A 23,821-nucleotide genomic window follows, 5' to 3' on the forward strand; every position below is an offset into this window, starting at 1 on the left:
TGCAGGAGCTGTGGCGATGAGCGATATAGTCTATTTCGAAGACATAAGGGTCGGCGACCGCTTCGACTTCGGTCCCGTGACGGTAGACCGCGAAGAGGTGATCGCCTTTGCCTCACGTTACGACCCCCAACCCTTTCACCTGTCCGACGATGCCGCTGCGACCACCCATTTCGGCACCGTCTCCGCCAGCGGATGGCACACGACCGCCCTGTTCATGAAGATGTTCGTAGCGGAAATGCAGAAGAATCCCGGTCATCAGGCAGCCAGCCTGGGCGCAATGGGCGTGGACGAACTGCGCTGGCTCAGGCCCGTGCGGCCGGGCGACACGTTACGCGGCACCAGTGAGGTGATCGACAAGAAATCGTCGCAAAGCCGTCCGGAGATGGGGATCGTCCGCAACAGGGTTACCATCGTCAACCAGGAGGACAAACCGGTGCTGACGATGATCCCGATCGCCCTGTGGAGGACGCGACCGGACTGATCGCTTCCTATTGCGCCGGTTGATTGGCTACGGCGTCCGCCGCCATCAGCCGGATTTCCGCGTCCGGCGACCCCGCGACCTGGACGATGTGCCGACCCGCCGTCATGTCGAACCAGACGATCTTGCGGATCCCGGAACATTGCGGGCCATGTCCGTGGTCGACCGAAGGCACAAGGTCCGCGCCGGCCACCACGTCGATCCATGCCCGACCCGACAGCGCGATGCCCACGCGCGCGGCGGTCCTCAGCGACAGGGTGAAAATGCCGCCATGGCCAGACGCCGCGCCCTTGGCGGGGGGCAGAACATAATGGACATAGTCGGCTGGCGTCAGCGTCGCCGTGACTGGCTTCCCGAGGATCAGCGACGGCGCGCCGTCGGCCTGCGTGCCGGCACGGACCTGCCCGCTTTGCGTCCAGCTTGTCCAGGGTTCCGCCAATGGTGCGGGCGCGGCACAGCCCGCTTCGGCTGGTAAAGGTGCGGCGGCGAGCAGAAGCGCAGCAAAGATCGACATGTCGATGGTCCTTGTCCGGTTCTATCCCTCTATGTCGGGGCGATGGTCCCTTATCAACCGGGACGCGGCCGCCTAGGCGTCGCCGCGCTTGGCGAAGCGCGCAAACGCCGCGTCGGACAGGCGGACCTCGACACGGTTTTCTTCCCCGTCGACCTGGCTCGATAGCACTTCGCCATGTTCGTGCAACCAGGCTAGCGCCGCTCCGTCAGCCACCGGTAGACGCAAACCGTACAGCTTGGCGCCACGCGTCATGCTGTCGCTGATCGCGCGTTGAAGCCGGTCCACTCCCTCCCCCGTCAATGCCGACAGGATCACGACATCGTCGCGGCGCGCGGCCTGTTCGCGCACAAGGACGCGCTCCTCGCCGTCCAGCAGGTCGAGCTTGTTCCACGCCTCGATGATCGCAGGCGCGTCCTCCTCCGCCGCTTCGCCAACGACGCCCAGTTCCCCGAGCACGTCCAGAACATCGTCGCGCTGTGCGTCGCTGTCGGGATGCGCGATGTCGCGTACATGAACGATGAGGTCGGCCGACAGCACTTCCTCCAGCGTCGCGCGAAAGGCGGCAATCAACTGCGTCGGCAAGTCGGACACAAAGCCGACGGTGTCCGACAGGATCGCCTTGTCCAGCCCCGGCAGCGCGATCTGGCGCATGGTGGGATCCAGCGTTGCGAACAACAAATCCTGCGCCATGACGTCGGCGCCGGTCATGCGGTTGAACAGGGTCGATTTGCCCGCATTGGTATAACCGACCAGCGCGATCACCGGCCAGGGCGCACGCTGACGCCGCGCGCGATGCAGACCGCGTGTGCGCGTCACCTGTTCCAGTTCGCGGCGAATGCGCGCCATGCGGTCGCGGATCATCCGCCGGTCGGCCTCGATCTGTGTTTCGCCCGGCCCGCCTAGAAAACCGAAGCCGCCACGCTGCCTTTCAAGGTGGGTCCAACTGCGAACCAGACGCCCTGCTTGATAGTCGAGATGAGCGAGTTCGACCTGGAGACGGCCCTCATTGGTCGCCGCACGTTCGCCGAAAATCTCGAGGATCAATCCGGTGCGGTCGATCACCTTGGTCTCGCACGCCTTTTCCAGATTGCTCTGCTGCACCGGCGACAGGCTGTTGTCGACGATGATGAGTTCGGCCTCTTCCTGCCGGGCCAGGGTCGCCATCTGGTCCACCTGACCGCTGCCGAACAGCGTGGCGGGCTTGCGGTCGCGCACGCGAAAGGCCTGCGCCGCGCGCACGTCGATGCCGATCGCCAGCGCCAGACCGCGCGCTTCCTCCAGCCGGGCGTCGGAATCGCGGCGGTCGGCGCCGTGCGTTTCGGCATGAACGACGATGGCGCGGGCGCCCCGCGTCACCTCATCAGCGGAATCGCGATTGAATACGGCCATGGATATGCAATGCCCTGTAACGGAAAATGCGCGTGCAAAACGGTGCCTCGCCCACATAAGGGTGAACGCTGTCGTGTCGGCAGGAGCATAGGACTATTAGCCCGACCCGGTCCAGGTCGGACCCGGGTCAATCCTCGCCTTCGCCTTCCCCGGTGAGATCGAGCGCGTGCAGCGGCTGAACCGTCGAAATAGCGTGCTTGTAGACCAGCTGAACCATGCCGTCCCGTTCCAACAGCATGCAGAACAGGTCGAATGCGGCGATTTCGCCCTGGAGCATCACGCCGTTCACGAGGAACATGGTGACCGGGCTGCCGGACTTGCGCACCGCCGACAGGAAGATTTCCTGCAACAGCTTTGCCTTGCCATTACCGTCCGATGCCTTGCGGAGGTCCGTCAGGTCCATCGGCTGTGCGGGCATGACCGTGGAAATGGCATGCTTGTAGACGAGCTGCGACTGACCGTCGCGCCGGAGCAGAACCGAAAAATTGTCGAACCAGGTAATGATGCCCTGAAGCTTCACGCCCTTGACCAGGAACATGGTCACCGGGGTCTTGCTCTTGCGCAGGCTATTGAGAAAAATGTCCTGAAGATTGTTGACTTTGTCGGCCATGATTGTCGCCAAGTCCTATATTCTTGGCGGGACGTTACCCGCTCTCGCATCCTTAAGCAGGATGTCTTGCCCGCTTCCGCTTATCGGGAGCATCGCTATTCTACCGCAATTGCGAAGGGACGTCCATGGGCTAGCGTGTCGCCTGCGGTCAATCTTTCCCGTCGGTAATGCCAAGCAACTTCAACTTCCGGTGCAGGGCAGACCGTTCCATGCCGATAAAAGTCGCGGTACGTGAAATATTGCCTGAAAACCGCCGGATCTGGATGCGCAGATATTCGCGCTCGAAACTTTCGCGCGCTTCGCGCAGCGGCGCGCCCATGATCGCGGACTGGCCGATCCCCTCGCCGCCGCCGCCGCTCGTCAGTTCGGCGGGCAGCATGTCAAGCTCGATCCGCCCGATGCGGTCGCCCGGCGCGAGGATCATCGTGCGTTCGATCACATTGCGCAGCTGCCGGACATTTCCGGGCCATTCATTGGCCTGAAGCGCGGCCATCGCGTCGCTGGCGATCTCGGGCGGCGGCACGCGCCGTTCGGCGGCGAAGCGGGCGAGATAATGCTCCACCAGCGGCGGAATGTCGTCGCGCCGTTCCGAGAGAGGAGGAATTGACAAAGGCACGACATTCAAACGGTAGAACAGGTCCTCCCGAAAACGGCGTTCTTCTATTTCCTGTCCAAGTTCGCGCGCTGTCGAGGAAATGACCCGCACGTCGACCTTCACCTGCCGCTGGCCGCCGACGCGGGTGAAACTCTGGTCGGTCAGAACGCGCAGGATCTTGCCCTGCGTGGTCAGTGGCATGTCGGCGATTTCGTCGAGATAGAGCGTGCCGCCGTGGGCCTGCTCCAGGAAACCGGGACGGACCAGTCCGCTCTGATCCTCGATCCCGAACAGTTCCTCTTCGACGCGATCGGGGTCCATCCGCGCGGCCGTGACGATGATGAAGGGCGAATCGGCGCGGCCGCTCCAGCTATGAAGCATTCGCGCAGCGACTTCCTTGCCCACGCCTGCCGGCCCGGAAATGAGCACGCGGCTACCTGTATTGGCGACCTTCTTGATGGTCGCGCGGACGCCATTGATCGCCGCAGACGTGCCGGTCAGCTCGTCGTCCTGCCCGAAACGGGCCCGCAGCGTCTGATTTTCGCGCCGCAGCCGTTCCGTTTCCGTGGCCCGGGACACGAGATGGATCAGCCGGTCGGCCTCGAACGGCTTTTCGATGAAATCGGCAGCGCCCTTGCGGATCGCCGCGACCGCCGTGTCGATGTTGCCATGGCCCGAAATCATGAGGACGGGGATCGTCGGATCGCGCCGCTTGATCACGTCGAGCAGTTCGAGCCCGTCCATCCGCGACCCCTGAAGCCACACGTCGAGCAGGACGAGGGAAGGACGCCGCATGTCGAGCGCATCGATGGCGCTGTCGCTGTTCGCGGCGGTACGGGTGGAAAAACCTTCATCCTCCAGAACACCCGCGACGAGATCGCGAATATCCTCTTCATCGTCGACTATTAGAATATCAAGCGCCATTGACCGTCACTTTTCCTGTCACCTTGCCTTGGGGCAAGGCGATCACCTGCCCCTCTTCCATCCTGTCCAGCGCGCTCGTCGCGAACCGCAACGTCACGCAGGCCCCACCGCCCGGAGCATCATCGAAGCGTATTTCCCCGGCATGCTCCTCCACGATCTTCTTGACGATCGCCAGGCCCAGACCCGTTCCCTTGGTCCGCGTCGTCATATAGGGTTCCAATATCCTGTCCCGCTCGGGCGGCAGGCCCACACCGTCGTCGCGCACTGTGATGACGATGTCGCCTTCATCCCTGGCGAGCGTCATGCGGACATGGCCGCGTGATCCGCCACCTTCCGGAACGGGTTTCGGTTCAATCGCTTCCACCGCATTCTTGACGATATTCGTCAAGGCCTGCCCGAGTTGGCGACGATCGCACACCAGATCCGGTTCCTCTTCGCCCGCGCCATATTCGAAGCGTATGTCCGGATGCGCCACCTCATGCAGAAACAGGGCATGGCGCGCGATGTCACCGATCGCCTCGCGCCGGAACACGGGCTTGGGCATGCGCGCGAATGATGAGAATTCGTCGACGATCCGGCGCAAATCCCCTACTTGCCGCACGATTGTGCCGGTGAGGCGGGTGAAGGTGGCGCGGTCGCTCGTCACCTCCTCGGCATAGCGGCGCTGGAGCCGTTCCGCAGCAAGCTGGATCGGCGTGAGAGGATTCTTGATTTCGTGGGCGATGCGGCGTGCGACGTCTGACCAGGCTGCGCGGCGCTGGTCGGACAGCTGCTGCGTGATGTCGTCAAAGGTCATGATCTGCCCGGAAGCGTCTTCCGATACCTTGACCGCCAGCGTGCGCAGATCGCCGTGGGAACGGACCTGGACGATTCCCGCATCATCCTGCGACTCAATGAGTTCCGCCAGTTCGGGCGACACGTCGGCAAGCGGCCGCCCGACCGGGTCATCGCCTTCTTCGACCAGAATGGCGGCGGCCGAACTGTTCAACAATTGGACCACGCCCTTGCCGTCGACCGACAGCACGCCGGCGCTCACGCCCGACAGGATCGCCTCGATAAAGGCGCGGCGTTCGTCCAGCTGGCCGTTGGCGGCGACCAGAGCGCCGGTCTGCGCCTCAAGACGCTGCGTCATGCGGTTGAAAGCGGATGCCAGAGTGCCGATTTCATCGCGACTTTGCGGGCTCGTCACCCGCGCGGACAGGTCGCCGGCGGTGATCCGCCGGGCAGCCGTCACCAATTCGTTGACGGGCCGGACCATCCAGTCTGCGACCGCAAGAGCGATGTAGACCGCGATCCCCACCAGAAGAAGCGATCCGACGAACAACGCGATATTGAAGCGCAACTGCAGGGCGCGGGATTGGGCGGCGAACAGATCATAATCGGCAATGACCTTTTGCGCGCGTTCGACATTGCTGAAGGAGGAACTGCCCGCATTGCGCGTGGCATAGAGGTAGATCTTGGAAGCCGGGTAGAGCAGGGTTACCGCCTCGACCTCGTTGGGACGTGCCCGGACGACGATGTTTTCCCCGGCCGACAAGCGCTTGATGACTTCGGGAGACAGCATCTCCGATGCCGGCCGATTTTCAGGATCGACAGTCGCGGCCGTCCGGGCGATGCCGTCCTTCCCCACTTCGATGATGGCGGACCGGTTGAGCTTGCGGGTCACGACCTGATAAATATAGCCTTCCGCAAAACGCGGGCTCGATACCTCCGACTGCGTCAGATAATCGCGCAGGTCGCCCGCCATGGTCAGCGTTTCGTCCTGCACCTCGCGCAAATTCTGCTCGTAATAGCCGCGCGCCAGATCGCTTGCGTTCTGCAACATGCCCCGCGCGCTGTCCGAAAACCAGAATTGCACGCCATATTGGAACAGAAGCGACGCAAAGATCACCACAAGCAGCATCGGCACACTGGCAACGATCGAGAAGATGGCCACCAGCCGGACGTGCAACTGCCCGTCACTGCCGATCGCGGATTGCGCGGCCCGCCGCTTGGCAACGCGCCGACCCAGCAAAACCAGCAACGCGATCGCGGGCACAAGGTTCGCGACCAGCAGCAACGCGACGATAGGGGGCGTCAGTAGGGTGTAGGACTGGCCATTGCCCGAAAGCAGATGATAGGTGAGCCCCGCCATGCCGAGGAAGACGATCAGCGTCACGGCCTCGATCAGCGCGGCGAGCCTGCCGCGGCGCAGGATTCGCGGCGCGATCTTCCGCCATGCGGACACGCGTCTGCGAAGGGAAACCGCACCGGTCATAGTGGTATTCCTACAACAACGGCGTGCCTGATCAAACACAGTATTCGCAGGGCTGGCCGTCGCTGGTCGATAGAGGGCGTCGGTTCATCGGCATGGAATCGCGCCGGATCAGTCTCCAAGCCGCAACTGGAGCGGATCGAGCCCGTAATCGGTCAACTTCTTGCGCAGGGTGTTGCGATTGATCCCCAGCAGCCCGGCAGCGCGAATCTGGTTGCCGTCCACGCTGCCAAGCACTTCCTCCAGCAATATCGGTTCGACGACTGCAAGCAGGTCGTCGTGCAGGCTGCGTTGGGGCGTGCCCAGGCCTACCCCCAACTGGCGCTTGGCCCAGTCCCGCACGGCGTGAACGAGCTGATCGGCCGGCATCACATGACCCGTCGGCGCATCGTCCAGGGGCAGAATATGGCGAAGCATGTCGGCGGTGATGATATTTTCGCGGCTCAAAACGGCCAGGCGCTGCATCATGTTCTGCAATTCGCGCACATTGCCCGGCCAGTGCCACGCCATCAGCAATTGCGCCGCATCGTCCGACAGCAACTTGCGCGGCAGGCCTTCCTGCGCGGCCCGTTCCATGAAATGACGGGCCAGCAATATTACGTCCTCGCGCCGGTCGCGCAGCGGCGGAAGCGCGATCGGCACGACATTCAGACGGTAATAGAGATCCTCGCGGAAACGCCCGTCCTCGATCAGGCGAGGCAGGTCCTTGTTGGTTGCCGCTATGATCCGGACATTGACGCGAACCGGCTTCGATCCGCCCACCGTCGTTACCTCGCCCGACTGGAGCACGCGCAGCAACCGGGTCTGGGCCTCCATCGGCATGTCGCCGATTTCGTCGAGAAACAGGGTGCCGCCCTGGGCCTGCTCGAACTTGCCCGCTGTCCTGACATGGGCTCCGGTGAAAGCCCCCTTTTCGTATCCGAACAGTTCCGCCTCGATCAGTTCGCGCGGAATGGCTGCCATGTTGATCGCCACGAACGGGCGGGTCCGCCGCTGACCCAGACTATGGATGGCTTCGGCCACCAGTTCCTTGCCGGTGCCCGATTCGCCCAGAACCAGGATCGACAGATCGTTGGAAAGCACGCGGGCGATGGTGCGGTACACTTCCTGCATCGCCGGCGACCTGCCGACCAGAGGCAGGCCGTCATGCGGCAGATCGCCACCGTCCTCGTTTGCCGGCATGGTTTGCCGCGTACTCAACGCGTCGGCGACGGCTCGCGTCAGTTCATTGAGGTCGAACGGCTTTGGCAGATATTCGAACGCACCCTTTTCGGTCGCGCGAATGGCAGTGTTGAGCGTATTCTGCGCCGAAAGGACGATGACGTTAAGATCCGGCTTCCGGTCGATGATGTCAGCCACACCATCGAGCCCGTCGCCATCCGGCAGCATGACGTCGGTGATAAGGACATCAGGGGAAAAGCTTTCCATCAATTCGCCGCGTTCGCGGATGGATGCAGCCGTTTTTACCCGGTAACCCTGGCGCCGCAGCGCCTCTCCCACCACTACGCAGATGGCCGGATCATCATCGACGACCAGGATCGCTCCGGTTGCGCCCATCACGCGATGCCCATCGGCAGCAGGACGCGGAATGTCGATTCGCCCGCGTCGGCATCGCGCGAATATTGGACGAAGCCGTTCATGTCGCGCACCAGCTTGTCGACCAGCGCAAGGCCAAGCCCCTGCCCATCGCGCTTGCCGGTGATGAACGGGTTGAAGAGATGATCAAGGATATGGTCGGGCACGCCCGGGCCGTTATCGACGATCAATATCTCGATCGGCAGGACCGCACTGCCCTTGCCGTCCCCGATCATCACCGAAACACCATGACGAAACGCGGTTTCGACGCGGATACGCGGGTTCGCAACATGCTCAAGCGCCTCCGAGGCATTTTTGAGCAGGTTTATCATCACTTGGACCAGCGCATCGTCATTGATGTGAGCAAATGGCAAAGATGGGTCATAGTGTTTTGTTATCTTTATATTTCTCGCAAATCCTGCTGACGCGATCCCGGTGGCGCGGTCGATCAGCGGGTAGATGTTGCCGGGCTGGCATTCCAGCGTTCGGTCGGTCGTGAAATCCTGCATCCGGTCGATCAGGGCAGCGATCCGATCCACCTCGTTGCAGATGAGTTGGGTGAGGGCCGAGTCGCGCCCGCCATTGGACGATTCCAGCAATTGCGCCGCGCCCCGGATGCCGGACAGGGGATTCTTGATCTCGTGCGCCAGGATCGCGGCCGCGCCCATGGCCGATCGCGCGCCCCCGGATGTCCCGCGATGTCCGATCTTGCGCGCCTGGCTCTGGGGATGGAGCGAAACCATCCGCCAGCCGTCATGATCGACGATCGGGGCGATCATAAGGTCCACTTCCGTTTCGGCGGTGCGACCGGCGTGAACCTTGATGTCGTATGCGGCGATCGGCTTGTCGCTGTGCCAGATGTCGAACCGCGCCCCCGCCTCGGCAATGCGAATGGTGCGCGACACGTCACTGCCCACGATCGCCGACCGAGCCATGTTGAGCAGCGTTTCCGCCCGGACATTGGCGTCGGCAATACTATTGTCGGGACGGACAAGCAGGCTGGCAACCGGCAGGGCCGTCAGCCGCTCCCCGAGAGATGGCCCGTCCTGCGGCATGCGGAGCGGCGGGACGGACGCCATGGCCATCGTCATGCCGCCTTGCGCAAATCGGCCGGGTCGGCGCCGCTGGCGATCAGCGGCTCGAAAAATCGCGCGAGCATGTCGAGGACCGTCGCCGCGTCCGGTTCCTGGTTGACGCTGTTGCGGAACTCGGCTGATCCGGGCAGCCCTTTGGTATACCAGCCGATATGCTTGCGCGCCATATTGACGCCGGTATGCCTGTCATAATGATCGAGCATTGCATGATAATGCTCTATTATTACACTATATTGCTCTGCCAGCGACGGATCGGAAAGCCGCGTTCCATCGGTCAGCCATGCCATCACCTGCCCGATCAGCCACGGCCGGCCATAGGCGCCCCGTCCGATCATGACGCCGTCCGCGCCGCTCTGGTCCAGCGCCGTGTCGGCATCCTCGATCGAGCAGATGTCGCCATTCACGATAACGGGCAACGTCACTGCGTCCTTGACCTTGCGCACGAACGCCCAGTCGGCGCTGCCCTTGTACATCTGGCACCGGGTGCGGCCATGGACGGTTATGAGCCGGGCACCCAGATCCTCTGCGATATGGGCGAGCTCCGGAGCGTTCAGGCTGGCATGATCCCACCCCATGCGCATTTTCACGGTAACCGGCACGTCTACAGCCTTCACTGTCGCCTCTATCAGCCGGGCGGCAAGCGGCAGGTCTCGCATCAGGGCGCTGCCCGCATCGCCGTTCACGACTTTCTTTACCGGGCAACCCATGTTGATGTCGATGATGGCGGCGCCACGATCGGCATTGAGTTTGGCGGCGTCGGCCATTTCCGCCGGCGAGCAGCCTGCAAGCTGCATCGACACCGGTTCCTCCAGGGGATGCCACGCAGCCTTTTGCAAAGACTGGCGGGTTTCGCGGATCATGGCGGCCGACGCGATCATCTCCGTCACGTTCAGACCCGATCCGTAACGACGTACCAGCGTGCGGAACGGCATGTCCGTAACGCCGGTCATGGGCGCCAGGACGACCGGCATGTCGATGGTCACCGGACCGATGGAAATGGGAGAAAGCCTGCGCATGAAAATCGCCAAAAACCTGCCTAAAAAACAGGCAGCCCATAGCGGGAAAAGGTATGCAGAGCAAGGTGACGGGTCTGGCGGGCGACCCCGCCCTCGTCTATGGCGCGCTCCATGACCTTGGCATGCGACAACAAGACCATCGCTCTCATCGTCGCCGCCGGACAGGGAAGCCGGGCAGGTGGCGATGTCCCGAAGCAGTTTCGCATGATCGGGGGCCGGGCGGTGATTGCCCATGCGGTGGATGCATTGGACCGGTCACCCATTGACCGGATATGGATTGTAACGGGTGCGGGACAGGTCGACATGGCCCGCGCGCTGGTTGGCGACCGCCTCCACATAAGCTTCATCGAAGGGGCGGACAGCCGGCGCGGGTCCGTTCGGGCAGGATTGGAAGCGATCGCCGCCGCTGGCGGCGCGGCGCGGGTGCTGATCCACGACGCCGCCCGTCCTTTCCTTTCGGCAGATGTGACCCACCGCCTGCTGCAAGCCCTCGATGACGCGTCCGGAGCCGTCCCCGTCCTGCCGGTGGCCGATACGCTGGTACGGGATGTGGGCGGGCGGATGGGCGACGGCGTGTCCCGCGAACGACTGATGCGTGTCCAGACGCCCCAGGCGTTCCGCCTCGATACGATATTGGCGGCGCACCGCGCATGGGACCCGGCGCGCGAGGCAACCGACGATGCCGGAATCCTGCGGGCATGGGGCCATGACGTCACTTTGGTGCAAGGCGATGAAAAATTGGAAAAATTGACCTACCCACAGGATTTTGCCCGGGCCGAGGCGATGCTCGCCGCGCGGCGCAGCACCCGGGTCGGCATGGGCTATGACGTGCATCGGCTGGCACCGGACGAGGAATTATGGCTCGGCGGTGTCCGCATCGATCATGACCGGGGGCTGGCCGGCCACAGCGATGCCGACGTGGCGCTTCACGCCATTGTAGACGCGATTTTGGGCGCGCTGGCGGACGGCGACATCGGAAGCCATTTCCCGCCATCCGATCCGCAGTGGCGCGGGGCATCTTCGGATCGTTTCCTGGCCCATGCATGCGAACGCGTCGCAGCGCGGGGCGGCGTCATCGACCATGTCGACCTGACCATCATCTGCGAGGCCCCGAAGATCGGGCCGCACCGGGAAGCCATGCAAGCCCGCATCGCCGCCATCGCTGCACTCCCCATGGACCGGGTCAGCGTGAAGGCCACGACGACTGAGAGGCTGGGATTCGCAGGCCGCCGCGAAGGTATTGCGGCACAGGCGGTTGCCACCCTCTCCCTCCCCGCGCTATCCTGACATCATGCCCGATACCATCCTCCCGCCCGAACTGCTCGCGCTGGCCGAGCGAGTCGTCGCAGCCAATCGCCGCGCAGGCCGCACCGTCGCCGTGGCCGAAAGCTGCACCGGTGGTCTCGTATCGGCTGCCATCACCGAGATTCCGGGCTCGTCCGAAATGTTCGAAGCGGGTTTCGTTACCTATTCCAACGATATGAAGGCGGAAGTTCTTAAAGTTTCGCAGGATGTTCTGGAAACATTTGGTGCCGTTTCCATCGCTACCGCCTGGGCCATGGCGCAGGGTGCGATGAAGATAAGCCGTGCGCATGTCGCGGTGGCGATCACCGGTATCGCCGGCCCGGGCGGCGGTAGCGAGCAGAAGCCGGTCGGTACCGTCGTGTTCGCGCGAGCCGAACGTGGCGCCAGCCCGGACAAGGTCGTCGCCGACCTGCGCACGTTCGAAGATAATGGCCGGGGCGGCGTGCGCCTTCAGGCCGCGCTATGTGCGCTGGAACTGCTGTTGCCGGACGGGCCGACGCCGTAGAGCGCCGCGGCCCTTTCCTCGAAGGCGCCGATCATCTTGCGCAGCGCCTTGTCGAACATCTGACCCGCGAGCATTTCGAACAGGCGGTTCTTGAATTCGAAGTCGACCTCGAAATCGACCAGCACCCCGCCTTTCCCGTCGTCGCGAAACCCCCACTGATTGTGGAGATATTTCAGCGGTCCATCGAGATAATCGACCACAACGCTGTCGGGACAATGCTTTACCACGCGAGAGGTGAAGCTTTCGCGCAATCCCTTGAAGCCCACGATCATGTCCGCGACGGTTTCAGACTCGCTGTCCGACCGCACCCGCATCGCCGTCACCCAGGGCAGGAACTGGGGATAGGCGGGAACGTCGGCCACCAGGTCGAACATCTGTCGCGGGCTGTAGGGAAGGCGTCTTGTTTCGGTGTGCCGGGGCATTCGTCGGATCAGCCCTTTGCCGCTGCCTTGGCAAGCTGAGCCTCTCGCGCCGCGCGCATTTCGGCGAAATCCTGCCCGGCATGATAGCTTGAGCGCGTCAGTGGGCTGGAGGCGACCTGAAGGAAGCCCTTCGCCCGCGCGATGGCCGCATAGGCATTGAACGCCGCCGGCGTCACGAACTCGATCACCTTCGCATGTTTGGGCGTCGGTTGAAGATATTGCCCCATGGTCAGGAAATCGATGTCGGCCGACCGCATGTCATCCATGACCTGGTGCACCTCCAACCGCTCCTCACCCAGGCCCAGCATAATGCCCGACTTGGTGAAGATGGACGGATCGAGCCGCTTCACCGACTCCAGCAGGCGGAGCGAAGCATAATAGCGGGCGCCCGGTCGGATGGTCGGGTAAAGGCGTGGCACGGTTTCGAGATTGTGGTTGTAGACGTCCGGTCGAGCCGCGACGATCATCTCCACCGCGCGCTCATGCTTGTTGCGGAAATCGGGCGTCAGAATCTCGATCGTGGTGTTGGGCGTGGTCCGGCGCAACGCCTCTATGACCTTCACGAATTGTGATGCGCCGCCATCGGGCAGGTCGTCGCGGTCGACCGACGTGATGACGATATGCTCCAGCCCCATCTCGGCGCACGCATCGGCCAGATTCTGCGGCTCCGCGGGATCGACCCGGCGCGGCATTCCCGTCTTCACGTTGCAGAAGGCGCACGCGCGGGTGCACACATCCCCCAGGATCATCACCGTGGCGTGCTTTTTGGTCCAGCATTCCCCGATATTCGGGCAGGCGGCCTCTTCGCATACCGTGGCCAGCCCCTTGTCGCGCATCAGTTGCCGGGTCTCATTATATCCCTTGCTGGTCGGCGCCTTCACGCGGATCCAGTCGGGCTTGCGGACACGTTCGGGACGCGGTGCCGGTGCAGCGATGGGAGTAATCTCGTTCATGGCCTCCAGATAGCGATGCGCGACCGCTCTTGCCAGCCCCGACTTTGTGCGGCACATCGCCCGCATGACCGACTTTGCCGACATGATCGAAGGCTATCGCCGATTCCGCAGCACCGGATGGAGCCAGCAGCGCGAGCGCTGGGACGAACTCAATGAAGGGCAGAGCCCGCGGGTGATGGTGATCGCCTGTTCCGACAGCAGAGTCGACCCGGCACAGATATTCGACACCAGCCCGGGCGAGATCTTCGTGGTGCGCAACGTCGCTGCGCTGGTCCCGCCGTTCGAAACGACACCGGGCCGTCATGGCGTCTCTGCCGCGCTCGAGTTTGCTGTGCAGGTCCTCAAGGTCGGTGAAATCGTGGTGATGGGTCACGGCAAATGCGGGGGGTGCAAGGCCGCGCTGAGCCATGATCTGAAAGACATGCCGCCGGGAGAAGGCGGTTTCATTCACAGCTGGATCGAATTGCTGGATAGCGCGCGCGAACGGGTCGTGGCCGAATATGGCGAGCGCCGCGACCGCGACGCGGAACGCGCGATGGAACAGGAAGGAGTGAGGGTCAGCCTGGACAATCTGCGCACCTTCCCCTGCGTTCGCGCCAAGGAAAAGGCAGGCGAACTCAAGCTCATCGGCAGTTTCTTTGCGATCGCGGACGGGCAACTGCACATTCTGGACGAGGCGACGGGCAGCTTCGGTCCGGCGGCGCTGGACGCCGGCTGATGGCATCGGAAGTGCAGAGCGGCAATGTCGCGCTGCTGATCGACGCGGACAATGTGTCCGCCGTCCATTTCGACGCGGTCCTGACGGTGCTGGCGGAATTCGGCACTGTCAACATTCGCCGCGCCTATGGCAACTGGAAGAAGCCCGCGCTCAAGCGGTGGGAGGCGATCGCCGTTGAACAGGCGATCATGACCCAGCAGCAGTTCGACCTGACCAAGGGCAAGAACGCTACCGACATGAAGATGACCATCGACGCCATGGACCTGATGGCGACGGGCCGGATCACAGGCTTCGGCCTCATGTCTAGCGACAGCGATTTCACGCCGCTTGTCACGCGCATCAGGCAGGATGGCATTCCCGTCTACGGCTTCGGATCGGCCAAGACCCCGCTTGCCTTCCAGAATGCCTGCACACGCTTCATCGATTTGGAGCAGTTGGAAAAGACGCAGAAGAAGTCGAGCGCGGCACTGGACGAACCTGCCGTCCCGGGGGCCGATCCACAGTCCGATACGCCCGTTGGACCGGAACTCAAGACCTTGCTGATCGACGCCTATGGATCGGTGAAGCGGGACGAGAAGGGTTTCGCGCGGCTCGCGGATGTCGGCCGCCTGGCCGGAAACCGGTCGAGCTTTGACGTGCGCAACTACGGATTCAAGAGACTGTCCGACCTCGCCCGGACGCTCGATTATTTCAAGGTCGAGACGCGCGACGGCGAGAGCTGGATCAAGCGCATCCGCTAATGGCGCGCGTCGCCCGCCATCTGATGATCCATGGTCGCGTGCAGGGCGTATGGTACCGCGCCTGGACGGTAGAGACCGCCCGCGCACTCCATGTGTCCGGCTGGGTCCGCAACCGGCTCGATGGCAGCGTGGAAGCGCATGTGGAAGGCGATGCAGCGGCGGTGGACGCCTTCCTCGTGCATGCGCGGCAAGGGCCGCCGGCTGCGCAGGTCGACCGGATCGATGTCGATGACATCGCGCCGTCGGGACTGACCGGCTTCGAAAAGCACCCCACTGGCTGACGCGCTTGGCGCGATGAGCAGTCGTTTGACGAGCCCCTGCGGATTCGTCACGCTCCACCGTTATCACACGCGGGGACGGACAATGGGGGGATCGTGACCATGGTTGTGCCGTTGCGTTTCGTCACATGCTTGACCGGCGGCCTTCTGGCGCTCGGCGCATCCGTCGGGATAACCGGCCTGCCCGCCTGGCGGTGGCAGGGACTGCCCGGCACCGTCTCGGCGCCAGCCGTTCCCGCGGACAATCCCATGAGCGCGGTCAAGGTCGCCCTGGGCCGCCGCTTGTTCTACGATCGCGCCCTGTCCCGCGACGGCAGCATGGCCTGCGCCGACTGTCATCAACAGGCACGCGGATTCAGCGACGGGCAAACGACCCATATGGGGGTTTCGGGCGAAATCGGCATTCGCAACGTGCCCGGCCTTGCCAATGTCGCATGGCGCCCCGCGCTCACCTGGACGGAAGCCGGCATATCCAGCCTGGAGGAACAGGCCCTCATTCCCATGACCGGAACGGCGCCCGTCGAGATGGGCATGGACGGACGGGAAGCGGAACTGGTTCGCCGCATCAATGCCGATCCCTGTTACCGCCGACTTTTCGCACTGGCCTTCCCGAGAAATGGCGCGGACGCGAGCGCGGGCAAGGTCGCCATGGCGCTGGGCGCGTTTCAGCGGACGATGATCAGCTTCGATTCGCGGGCCGATAGGTACATCGGCGGCGATCGCAGCGCGCTGTCACCCATGGCGGTCAGGGGGCTGGCACAGTTCCGGACCGCCGGTTGCGCGCAGTGCCATCAGGGCCGGGATTTCACCGACGCAAAGCTCCACTATGTCGGCACCGCCGCGCCGAGCGAGGCCGACGGCAGCGGCTATGGCGGCAAGCCACCGCCTCCCGGTTTCGTGCCGCCGCCCGATAGTTTCCGGACGCCATCGCTTCGTAACGTCGCCGTGACCGGCCCCTGGCTGCATGACGGCAAGGCGTCGACGTTGGATGAAGCCATCAGGCGGCACGCGGCGAGTCATCTGCCAGGGATCGACATGGATGCGTTGCTCGCCTTTCTCGACAGCCTGACGGATCGCGCATTTCTGACCGCCGGCCATTTGACCAAACCGTCCGCCGCCTGCCCCGTCGCGATATAAAAAAAGGCCGGTCGCATGGACCGGCCCTGAAAGTTTATAGGAGAGGATGCCTGAAAGGCTCTTTCCATATGCTATGACAACGCTGCCTTCGCAAGTGCGAAAAGATCGCCGTTGATTGCAAAATTTGCAATCCGATTGAGCGAGGGGCGTATCCCCTCTTTTCGTCAGCGGGTCAGTTTCTTGTATGCCAGGCGTGTCGGGCGGTCGGCCGCGTCGCCCAGCCGGCGACGCTTGTCCTCTTCATAGGCTTCGAAATTCCCTTCGAACCATTCGACATGGCTGTCGCCTTCAAACGCCAGGATGTGCGTCGCCAGACGATCCAGGAAAAAGCGATCGTGGCTGATGACCACGGCGCAACCGGCGAAATTCTCGATCGCCTCTTCGAGAGCCGCCAGCGTTTCGACGTCAAGGTCGTTGGTCGGCTCGTCGAGCAGCAGCACGTTGCCGCCGCGCTTCAGCATCTTGGCGATGTGGACGCGATTGCGCTCACCGCCGGACAGCTTGCCGACATTCTTCTGCTGGTCCTGCCCCTTGAAGTTGAAGGCGCCCACATAGGCCCGGGTCGACATGTCGTGGCCGTTGACCTTGACGTAATCGAGGCCGTCCGAAACTTCCTCCCAGACGTTCTTCGACGCATCCAGATGGTCGCGACTCTGGTCGACATAGCCCAGGCGGACCGTCGACCCGATGTCGATTTCACCCGAATCCGGTGTTTCCTGACCCGTTATGAGGCGAAACAGGGTCGACTTACCCGCGCCGTTGGGGCCGATGACGCCGACGATGCCGCCGGGCGGCAGCATGAAGGACAGGTCCTCGAACAGCAGCTTGTCGCCATAGGCCTTGGAAATTCCCTTGGCTTCGATCACCTTGCCGCCCAGACGCTCCGGCACCTGAATGACGATCTGCGCCTTGCCTGGCGCGCGATTTTCCTGGGACTGAACCAACTGCTCGAACTTGGCGATACGCGCCTTGGACTTGGTCTGGCGGCCCTTGGGGCCCTGTCGGATCCATTCCAGCTCGTCATTGATCGCCTTTTGCCGGCCGGTCGCTTCGCGATCTTCCTGCTCCAGACGCTTGGCCTTCTTCTCCAGATAGGTGGAGTAATTGCCTTCGTAGGGGAAATATTTGCCGCGATCGATTTCGAGGATCCAGCCCACTACATTGTCGAGGAAATAGCGGTCGTGGGTGATCATCAGCACCGCGCCGACATATTCCTTGAGGTGACTTTCCAGCCAGGTGACGCTTTCGGCGTCGAGATGGTTGGTCGGTTCGTCGAGCAGCAGGATGTCCGGCTTCTGGATCAACAGGCGGGTCAGCGCGATACGCCGCTTTTCACCGCCCGACAGATTTTCGACCGACCAGTCCGACGGCGGACAGCGCAGCGCTTCCATCGCGATTTCCAGCTGGTTGTCGAGCGTCCAGCCATCGGCAGCGTCGATCTGTTCCTGAAGCGTGCCCATTTCCTCCATCAGCGCGTCGAAATCGACGTCTTCCGGCGGATCGGCCATGATCATGCTGATTTCGTTGAAGCGGTCCAGCTTGTCAGCCATCTCGCGCGCGCCGTCCTTGACGTTTTCAAGGACGGTCTTGGTCGGATCGAGCTGCGGTTCCTGCGGCAGGTAGCCAACGGCGATGTTCTCGCCCGGCCAGGCTTCACCGCTGAAATCCGTGTCGATGCCGGCCATGATCTTCATCAGGGTCGACTTGCCCGCGCCGTTCGGGCCGACGATGCCGATCTTGGCACCGCGATAGAATTGCAGGTTGATCTGGTTGAGCACCGGCTTCGCCGCGCCGGGGAAGCTCTTGGTCATGCTCTTCATGACATAGGCATATTGGGATGAGGCGGACATGGTCGCTCGGCTCCGAAGGTAGTCAGGAAAGTCCCGGCGGCGTTAGCGAAGCCGGAACGCATTGGCAAATGGGGTATGCCGGGCTAAGCCGTCACCCATGCAGAAAATCCGTTCAGCCATGCTTTCCGCCCTGCTCCTTGGTGCCGCCCTGGCACCTGCCCCCGCCGTTGCCGCGCCAGCGGACGAGGCCGCGATTCGGGTCGCCGCTTTGCAGGACGATGTCGCATGGGATTTTGCCGAAGGACTGACGACCGAGGTCGGACCGCGCCCCGCCGGTACGCCGCAGGAGGCACGGGCGCGGGATTGGGCGGTGGCGCGACTGACGGCGCTCGGCTTCAAGAACGTCCGCGCCGAACCCTATACCATGCCGGTGTGGGTCCGCGGACGCGACCAGGCAAATATCCTGGCGCCTTTCCCCCAGGCCCTCGTGGTCGCGGCACTTGGCAACAGCGGGTCTACCGGTGAGAGCGGCATCGAGGGCGAGGTCGCCTATTTTTCCAGCCTCGCTGCGCTGGAGGCGGCGCCGGAAGATCAGGTCCGTGGCAAGATCGCCTTTGTCGACCATGGCATGAAGGCAACGCAGGACGGCTCGTCCTACGGCTATTTCGGGGCCGCTCGGAGACAGGGGCCGAGCGTCGCGTCGAAGAAAGGCGCCATCGCCATCCTGATTCGGTCGATCGGCACCGACAATCACCGCGTGCCGCACACGGGTGTGCAGATGTGGGCCGAAGGTGCCAGGCCGATCCCCGCCGGCGCGCTGACCGTGCCCGACGCGGAACAGCTTGTCCGGGTGCTGCATCGCGGACAGCCGGTCAAGCTGCACCTGGTGCTGACCTCCCGGATGTTGAAGGACCAGCCGTCCGGCAACGTGATTGCCGAGATTCCCGGCACCGATCCGGCCGCGGGGATCATCGTCGCGGCGTGCCATCTGGATAGCTGGGACCAGGGCACAGGGGCGATTGACGACGCCACGGGATGCGGCATCGTCGCGGCCGCCGCTTTGCAGGCCGCGAAGGCCGGGCAGCCCCGGCGGACAATTCGCGTGCTGATGGCGGGTGCGGAGGAAGTGGGCGGCGATGGCGCCCGCGCCTATTTCAAGGCACATGGGTCGGAACGGCACGCGCTCGCCATGGAATCCGATTTCGGCGCCGACAGGGTCTGGCGCGTCGACTTCAAACTGCCCGAAGGCCATGGCATGCTCTCCGACCGGATCGGGCAAGCCCTTGCACCACTGGGCGTCGGCGCCAGCACGCAGCAAGCCGGTGGCGGCGCGGACATCGCGCCGCTGGTCAAGGCCGGCGTCCCGGTGATCGACCTCCAGCAGGACGGTACGCGCTATTTCGACATCCATCACACCCCGGATGACACGCTCGACAAGGTCGATCCCCTCCAGCTCAGGCAGAATGTCGCGGCGTGGGCCGTCACGCTCCATCTCGCCGCCAACGCCGAGGAAAGTCTGGCCGATAACTGAACTTTTATAGTAGACAACATCCTGTCGCGTGATTCGGTCATTTCACCGACGCAGAAAAGCATTGATTTGTGCAGCGCACAGGTTAATGCGGGTCGCTCGCGTAGGGCCACATCCGTAACGTGCCAGACGCGGCATAATGCTATGGGAGCCGTACACAATGAAGAAGATCGCTGTTGTTTTCGCTTCGGCCAGCCTGATGGCCCTCGCCGCTTGCGGTGAGAAGCCGGCCAACGAGACCGCGAACGCTTCGAACGCCGTCGTCGAAAACGTCGTCGAGAACGCCATGAATGCATCGGACAACGCGATGAACGCTGCGAACGTCGCGGAGAACGCCGCGAACGCTGCGAACGCGATGTAATCTTCGCACAAGCGAGATTTCAGGGGGCGGGCCGCCATGCGGCTCGCCCTTTTTCATGCCTGTCGCACAATTGCCGGAACCCCAGTCCCGATCAGGGATTTTACCGCCGGACGATCAGGAGGACAGGATGGGCAAGGGCATCTTATTGTGGCTGCTGGGCGTTCCGATCCCCGTGATCCTGCTCCTGTGGCTTTTCTTCCACTGATCTTTCATTGACGATCGGCGCGCATCCCCGCTAAGGCCGCAGCGTTCGGGGAGTAGCGCAGCCTGGTAGCGCATCTGCTTTGGGAGCAGAGGGTCGCAGGTTCGAATCCTGTCTCCCCGACCACACCCCCTTTCCAGGGGTTGTCATGGCTTATCGTTCATCGTCATACATGTGCATGTGTCGGGGAGTCATCCAAGGGGCATCGCTTGGCGGTGCGGGACTAGGCCCGGCGGCTGCTCGCCCGCGACGTCGATCCGGCCGTCGACAAGCAGCAGCGCAAGGCCGCGTCCCTCGCCGCCACACAGACCACCGTCGAACCGGTGGCCCGCGCCTGGTACCAGGAGCGGTCGGCGATGTGGAGCCGGTCGCATTCGGACCGTATGCTCAACATGCTGGAACGCGAACCGTTCACGCCGATCGGCGCGCTGCCGATGGGGCGATCGGGCTTATTTCACCTTGGCGAGATAGGCGGTCATGCGCTTGGCGGCGAAGGGCGGCAGCTTCACCGCCTTGGCGGCGGCCAGATCGGCAGGGCTGATCTTGCCGACCTGCACCAGTGCGACCATACCCATCGAATAGTGCGGCATGCACTTCACGCCATAAAGGCCGGGCTTCGACACGGTCAGCTTCATTTCCTGGTTCATCGCGCCCTTGGTCGGCGTGGCGCCGGTGGGCAGCATGGTCGCAATCGTCTCGGCATTGTGGCTGGGGTTGGTCGGCATGAAGCGGATCGTGTCGCCGACCGCCGCCTTCACATATCCGGGCTCGAACACCATGGCGCCTTCCGCGCCTTGATTCTTCATATGGACGATAATCTCCTTGGCGGCACAAGGAAGCGGCGCGGCGAGCAGGCCAGCGGCCATCAGCGAGGCGAAGATCGAGGGGCGGTTCACGTCACTCTCCAGAACATGGTTTGAATGCGGCGTCAGGCACCGGATTAGGAAGGGAAATGCCGCTTTCCCGATACAGCCCGCAATGGGCCATTGGTCCTACTCCCCTCATTCATATCCGGGTGCAGCAAGATCCTCAGCGTGCGATTCCGCCCTCGGGAATGGCGACGCTGAGCGGCAACCCCAGATCGCGCCAGCCGTCTGTTCCTTCCGCCAGCCACCAGACGGTATCATAGCCCATGGCTCGCAGCCGCTTCGCGGCGTTCCAGCTCATCCAGCAATCGGCACGGCAAAAGACGATGAGCGGCTTGCCTCGCCGCCCCCGCGTCAGCCGCGCCAAGCCGCGCGAGAAACCCGCAACGATCTCCGGGTCCGGTTCACCCCGCCCACTCTCGGGAAACCAGTGCGCGCCGGGAATACTCTCCCGCACCGCCGTCAGCCGCCAGCGCCCGTCCGAATCGCGCCGCCCGCCCTCGGCGGGCATCACGTCGATAAACAGCGCGTCCCGATCTGGCTGCAACTGCGCGGCAGCGGCCGGGGCGATCCGCGTCACCCCACCGGGCGGCCGCAACGTTGGCCCGCGATAATGGGCGGCGCGATAGCCCTGCGCATTGAATAACGGCTCTTCCGCCTGCGCTTGGGACGCCGGCAACAGCAACGCAAGCATCCATGTCCGCATGACCTCTCCCCCCTCGGACCCAAGGTGTAATGGTAGCAGGTGCCGCGCTCGGGTAGATCCCATTCCTAGGGAGAAGGATGTGATCGCAAGGACAAGCCTGTCCGCCGCGCTGCTGCTGTCGCTGATGGTCGCTTCGACTGACCAGGCGCGCGCCGGCCCTCCGGCCGATCCGCTGGGATCGCCGATGTGGACCGCCCATGCCCGAACCCTGTTCGGCGACGATCCGGTCCGCTTCGATCGCCGCGTGAAGGTCGATTTTCCGCCGATCGCCGAAGATCAGCGCGTCTTCCCGGTCTCGATCGACGCCCGCGCCGTCCCTGGCGTCGCGCGCATGATCCTGTTCGCGGATCTCAACCCCATTCCCGTGGCGATTGATTACCGCCCCGAACGGGCCGCCGCCTATCTCGCCACGCGGATCAAGCTCGACCAGCGCACTCCGGTGCGCGGCGCGGTGCAGTTGGCCGATGGACAATGGCTCGTCTCGGGCGGCTGGATAGACGCGACGGGCGGCGGCTGCTCGGCCCCGCCGGCCAGCCGGGTGAAGGGCGACTGGGCGCAGCATCTGGGCGAGATACGGGGCGAAGCCTGGCCGCTCGCCGGTGGCGGCAACCGCCTGCGCCTCAGCTTCCGCCATCCGATGGATACCGGCCTGGTCGCCAATATCCCCACCTATCATCTGGAGACGCTGGCGGTGAAGGATGCCGCCGGCGCGACGCTCGCCAGCATGGAGATCTGGGCGAGCGTCGCCGAAGACCCCGCCTTCACCATCCTGCCTCTGGCCGCTCCCGGCGACACCCTGACCGTGGAGGCCCGCGATACGAACGGGCGCGACTATCGGGCCGAGGTCGCCGTGGCGAAGCAATCGCCGATGCCGCCCAGATGATCCTTTCACGCCGCACCCTGATCGCCGGTGTCGCCGCACTGCCGGTCGCCGCCCTCGCCGCGCCCGATTATGCGATCCTCCCGGTCCCGCTCGCCGACGGCGTCTGGATGATCCGCGGCGCCGACGGCCCGATCGAACCGGCCAATGGCGGCGCCATCGCCAACATCGCGATCATCGCGACGCCGGCCGGCACGGTTCTCATCGATTGCGGCCCCTCCGTCCGCTATGCCCGAGCATTGAAGGCCGTCGCGGAAAAGCTGACCGGCATGCCCGTCATCCGCGTCTACCTGACGCATCTCCATCCCGATCATGGCCTGGGCGCCGCGGCGTTCGACCCCGCCATCGTCTCGGCCCTGCCGGGCACGATCGACGCGTTGCGGGCGGCGGGCCAGGGCTATGCCGATGCCATGTACCGCATCCTCAATGACTGGATGAGGGGCACCGATGTCGTCCTGCCAGGCAAGCCGATCACCACCGATGCCGAGCTTTTCGGCGGCCGGTCCCTGAAACTGCTCGCTCTCTCGGGCCACAGCGGCGCAGACCTCGCGATCCTGGACGAGCGGTCCGGGTTGCTGATCGGCGGTGACCTCGTCTTTCACGACCCTGCGCCGAGCACGCCGACCGCAGATCTGCCGCGATGGCGCGCCAGCCTCGACCGGCTGCGGACGCTGCCGCATGGCGGCCTCGTTCCCGGCCATGGCCCGTTCGACGCCGGCGGCACAGCATCGATCGCCCAAACGCGCGACTGGCTAAACTGGCTCGACGGCGCGCTGACGCAGGCCGTGGCAGAAGGCCTCGATATGGTCGAAGCCGGCGAACTGCCGATCCCCGATCATTTCGCCACAATGACTGCCGCCCGCTACGAACTGCAGCGCAGCGTCTCGCATCTCTATCCGGTTATCGAGGCGCGACTGCTCCCACGCATCGACATGCCGGACTGACCGCCCCGGTCCAGCCGATGAAAGCAGGGCGCCTCGG

At 63.8% G+C, this 23,821-nt stretch carries 24 protein-coding genes and 1 tRNA gene; 12 read left to right on the forward strand and 13 right to left on the reverse strand.

Translation table 11 applies throughout. The annotated features are described in order from the left end of the window. Positions 1-16 precede the first annotated feature (16 nt). On the forward strand, positions 17-481 hold the full coding sequence (locus J3E64_RS06890; RefSeq protein WP_253341356.1) for a MaoC family dehydratase: 465 nt from the start codon (positions 17-19) through the stop codon (positions 479-481). 7 nt (positions 482-488) lie between these two features. Here the strand turns inward: J3E64_RS06890 and J3E64_RS06895 are convergent, their stop codons facing one another. The 8 genes from J3E64_RS06895 to dusB all read right to left on the reverse strand — a co-directional run bounded on the left by J3E64_RS06895 (position 489) and on the right by dusB (position 10,449). Then, complete coding sequence (locus tag J3E64_RS06895; protein WP_253341358.1) at positions 489-992, reverse strand: hypothetical protein; 504 nt, start codon at positions 990-992, stop codon at positions 489-491. Positions 993-1,064: 72 nt separating this feature from the next. Further along, positions 1,065-2,381: a GTPase HflX gene (gene hflX / locus J3E64_RS06900; RefSeq protein ID WP_253341360.1), complete on the reverse strand. Its 1,317-nt coding sequence runs from the start codon at positions 2,379-2,381 to the stop codon at positions 1,065-1,067. A 127-nt stretch (positions 2,382-2,508) separates the two neighbouring features. After that, on the reverse strand, positions 2,509-2,991 hold the full coding sequence (gene hfq / locus J3E64_RS06905) for an RNA chaperone Hfq (protein ID WP_253341362.1): 483 nt from the start codon (positions 2,989-2,991) through the stop codon (positions 2,509-2,511). A gap of 148 nt (positions 2,992-3,139) precedes the next feature. Further along, a complete protein-coding gene (locus tag J3E64_RS06910; RefSeq protein WP_253341364.1) occupies positions 3,140-4,510 on the reverse strand; it encodes a sigma-54 dependent transcriptional regulator in 1,371 nt (456 codons plus the stop codon). Next, positions 4,500-6,767, reverse strand: a complete 2,268-nt coding sequence (locus J3E64_RS06915) for an ATP-binding protein (RefSeq protein ID WP_253341366.1) — start codon at positions 6,765-6,767, stop codon at positions 4,500-4,502. The genes J3E64_RS06910 and J3E64_RS06915 overlap by 11 nt, the downstream gene beginning before the upstream one ends. A 108-nt stretch (positions 6,768-6,875) precedes the next feature. Further along, positions 6,876-8,321 carry a nitrogen regulation protein NR(I) gene (gene ntrC / locus J3E64_RS06920; protein ID WP_253341705.1) on the reverse strand — a complete coding sequence of 482 codons (1,446 nt, stop codon included), beginning with the start codon at positions 8,319-8,321 and terminating at the stop codon, positions 6,876-6,878. Beyond that, positions 8,321-9,430 (reverse strand): nitrogen regulation protein NR(II), encoded by a 1,110-nt coding sequence (locus J3E64_RS06925; RefSeq protein ID WP_253341368.1) that lies wholly within the window; start codon positions 9,428-9,430, stop codon positions 8,321-8,323. The genes ntrC and J3E64_RS06925 overlap by 1 nt, the downstream gene beginning before the upstream one ends. Next, entirely contained in the window at positions 9,427-10,449 is a 1,023-nt protein-coding gene (gene dusB / locus J3E64_RS06930) for a tRNA dihydrouridine synthase DusB (protein WP_253341370.1), read from the reverse strand. Before dusB ends, J3E64_RS06925 begins: the two co-directional genes overlap by 4 nt. Positions 10,450-10,548: 99 nt before the next feature. Between dusB and J3E64_RS06935 the strand changes: the two genes are divergently transcribed. Next, positions 10,549-11,736, forward strand: a complete 1,188-nt coding sequence (locus tag J3E64_RS06935; protein ID WP_253341372.1) for a bifunctional 2-C-methyl-D-erythritol 4-phosphate cytidylyltransferase/2-C-methyl-D-erythritol 2,4-cyclodiphosphate synthase — start codon at positions 10,549-10,551, stop codon at positions 11,734-11,736. 4 nt (positions 11,737-11,740) lie between these two features. Further along, positions 11,741-12,259 (forward strand): CinA family protein, encoded by a 519-nt coding sequence (locus J3E64_RS06940; RefSeq protein WP_253341374.1) that lies wholly within the window; start codon positions 11,741-11,743, stop codon positions 12,257-12,259. Here the strand turns inward: J3E64_RS06940 and J3E64_RS06945 are convergent. Both J3E64_RS06945 and lipA read right to left on the reverse strand, forming a co-directional pair. Then, positions 12,205-12,681 (reverse strand): type II toxin-antitoxin system RatA family toxin, encoded by a 477-nt coding sequence (locus tag J3E64_RS06945; RefSeq protein WP_253341376.1) that lies wholly within the window; start codon positions 12,679-12,681, stop codon positions 12,205-12,207. The two genes, J3E64_RS06940 and J3E64_RS06945, sit on opposite strands and share 55 nt — an antisense overlap. A gap of 8 nt (positions 12,682-12,689) precedes the next feature. Next, positions 12,690-13,691 carry a lipoyl synthase gene (gene lipA, locus J3E64_RS06950; protein ID WP_253341708.1) on the reverse strand — a complete coding sequence of 334 codons (1,002 nt, stop codon included), beginning with the start codon at positions 13,689-13,691 and terminating at the stop codon, positions 12,690-12,692. A 7-nt stretch (positions 13,692-13,698) separates the two neighbouring features. On the opposite strand from lipA, the gene J3E64_RS06955 reads away from it, so the two are divergent. The 4 genes from J3E64_RS06955 (at position 13,699) to J3E64_RS06970 (ending at position 16,507) form a co-directional block, all read left to right on the forward strand. Beyond that, complete coding sequence (locus J3E64_RS06955; RefSeq protein ID WP_253341378.1) at positions 13,699-14,352, forward strand: carbonic anhydrase; 654 nt, start codon at positions 13,699-13,701, stop codon at positions 14,350-14,352. Then, a complete protein-coding gene (locus J3E64_RS06960) occupies positions 14,352-15,092 on the forward strand; it encodes an NYN domain-containing protein (RefSeq protein ID WP_253341380.1) in 741 nt (246 codons plus the stop codon). The genes J3E64_RS06955 and J3E64_RS06960 overlap by 1 nt, the downstream gene beginning before the upstream one ends. Then, complete coding sequence (locus tag J3E64_RS06965; protein WP_253341381.1) at positions 15,092-15,373, forward strand: acylphosphatase; 282 nt, start codon at positions 15,092-15,094, stop codon at positions 15,371-15,373. The genes J3E64_RS06960 and J3E64_RS06965 overlap by 1 nt, the downstream gene beginning before the upstream one ends. A 99-nt stretch (positions 15,374-15,472) precedes the next feature. Continuing rightward, positions 15,473-16,507, forward strand: a complete 1,035-nt coding sequence (locus J3E64_RS06970) for a cytochrome-c peroxidase (RefSeq protein WP_253341710.1) — start codon at positions 15,473-15,475, stop codon at positions 16,505-16,507. Between the two features lie 164 nt (positions 16,508-16,671). Here the strand turns inward: J3E64_RS06970 and ettA are convergent, their stop codons facing one another. Further along, a complete protein-coding gene (gene ettA, locus J3E64_RS06975) occupies positions 16,672-18,357 on the reverse strand; it encodes an energy-dependent translational throttle protein EttA (RefSeq protein WP_253341382.1) in 1,686 nt (561 codons plus the stop codon). Positions 18,358-18,454: 97 nt separating this feature from the next. On the opposite strand from ettA, the gene J3E64_RS06980 reads away from it, so the two are divergent. The 3 genes from J3E64_RS06980 to J3E64_RS06990 all read left to right on the forward strand — a co-directional run bounded on the left by J3E64_RS06980 (position 18,455) and on the right by J3E64_RS06990 (position 20,514). Further along, positions 18,455-19,828 (forward strand): M28 family peptidase, encoded by a 1,374-nt coding sequence (locus tag J3E64_RS06980; protein ID WP_253341383.1) that lies wholly within the window; start codon positions 18,455-18,457, stop codon positions 19,826-19,828. Positions 19,829-19,985: 157 nt separating this feature from the next. Continuing rightward, complete coding sequence (locus tag J3E64_RS06985) at positions 19,986-20,186, forward strand: hypothetical protein (RefSeq protein ID WP_253341384.1); 201 nt, start codon at positions 19,986-19,988, stop codon at positions 20,184-20,186. A gap of 251 nt (positions 20,187-20,437) precedes the next feature. Next, a tRNA-Pro gene (locus J3E64_RS06990) sits at positions 20,438-20,514 on the forward strand. 323 nt (positions 20,515-20,837) lie between these two features. On the opposite strand, the gene J3E64_RS06995 is transcribed toward J3E64_RS06990, so the two are convergent. Both J3E64_RS06995 and J3E64_RS07000 read right to left on the reverse strand, forming a co-directional pair. Further along, positions 20,838-21,254, reverse strand: coding sequence for a pseudoazurin (locus J3E64_RS06995; protein ID WP_253341712.1), 417 nt, complete (start codon positions 21,252-21,254; stop codon positions 20,838-20,840). 163 nt (positions 21,255-21,417) lie between these two features. Next, the gene (locus J3E64_RS07000; protein ID WP_253341385.1) at positions 21,418-21,960 is read right to left on the reverse strand and encodes a rhodanese-like domain-containing protein; all 543 of its coding nucleotides are present in this window, start codon (positions 21,958-21,960) and stop codon (positions 21,418-21,420) included. 124 nt (positions 21,961-22,084) lie between these two features. Here J3E64_RS07000 and J3E64_RS07005 point away from each other — a divergent pair, with 124 nt between their 5' ends. Both J3E64_RS07005 and J3E64_RS07010 read left to right on the forward strand, forming a co-directional pair. After that, positions 22,085-22,843, forward strand: a complete 759-nt coding sequence (locus J3E64_RS07005; RefSeq protein ID WP_253341714.1) for a quinoprotein dehydrogenase-associated SoxYZ-like carrier — start codon at positions 22,085-22,087, stop codon at positions 22,841-22,843. Beyond that, on the forward strand, positions 22,840-23,784 hold the full coding sequence (locus tag J3E64_RS07010) for a quinoprotein relay system zinc metallohydrolase 1 (protein ID WP_253341386.1): 945 nt from the start codon (positions 22,840-22,842) through the stop codon (positions 23,782-23,784). Before J3E64_RS07005 ends, J3E64_RS07010 begins: the two co-directional genes overlap by 4 nt. Positions 23,785-23,821: the final 37 nt, after the last annotated feature.

This window comes from Sphingobium sp. OAS761 (assembly GCF_024168485.1).
In the GTDB taxonomy this organism is placed as follows: Bacteria; Pseudomonadota; Alphaproteobacteria; order Sphingomonadales; family Sphingomonadaceae; genus Sphingobium.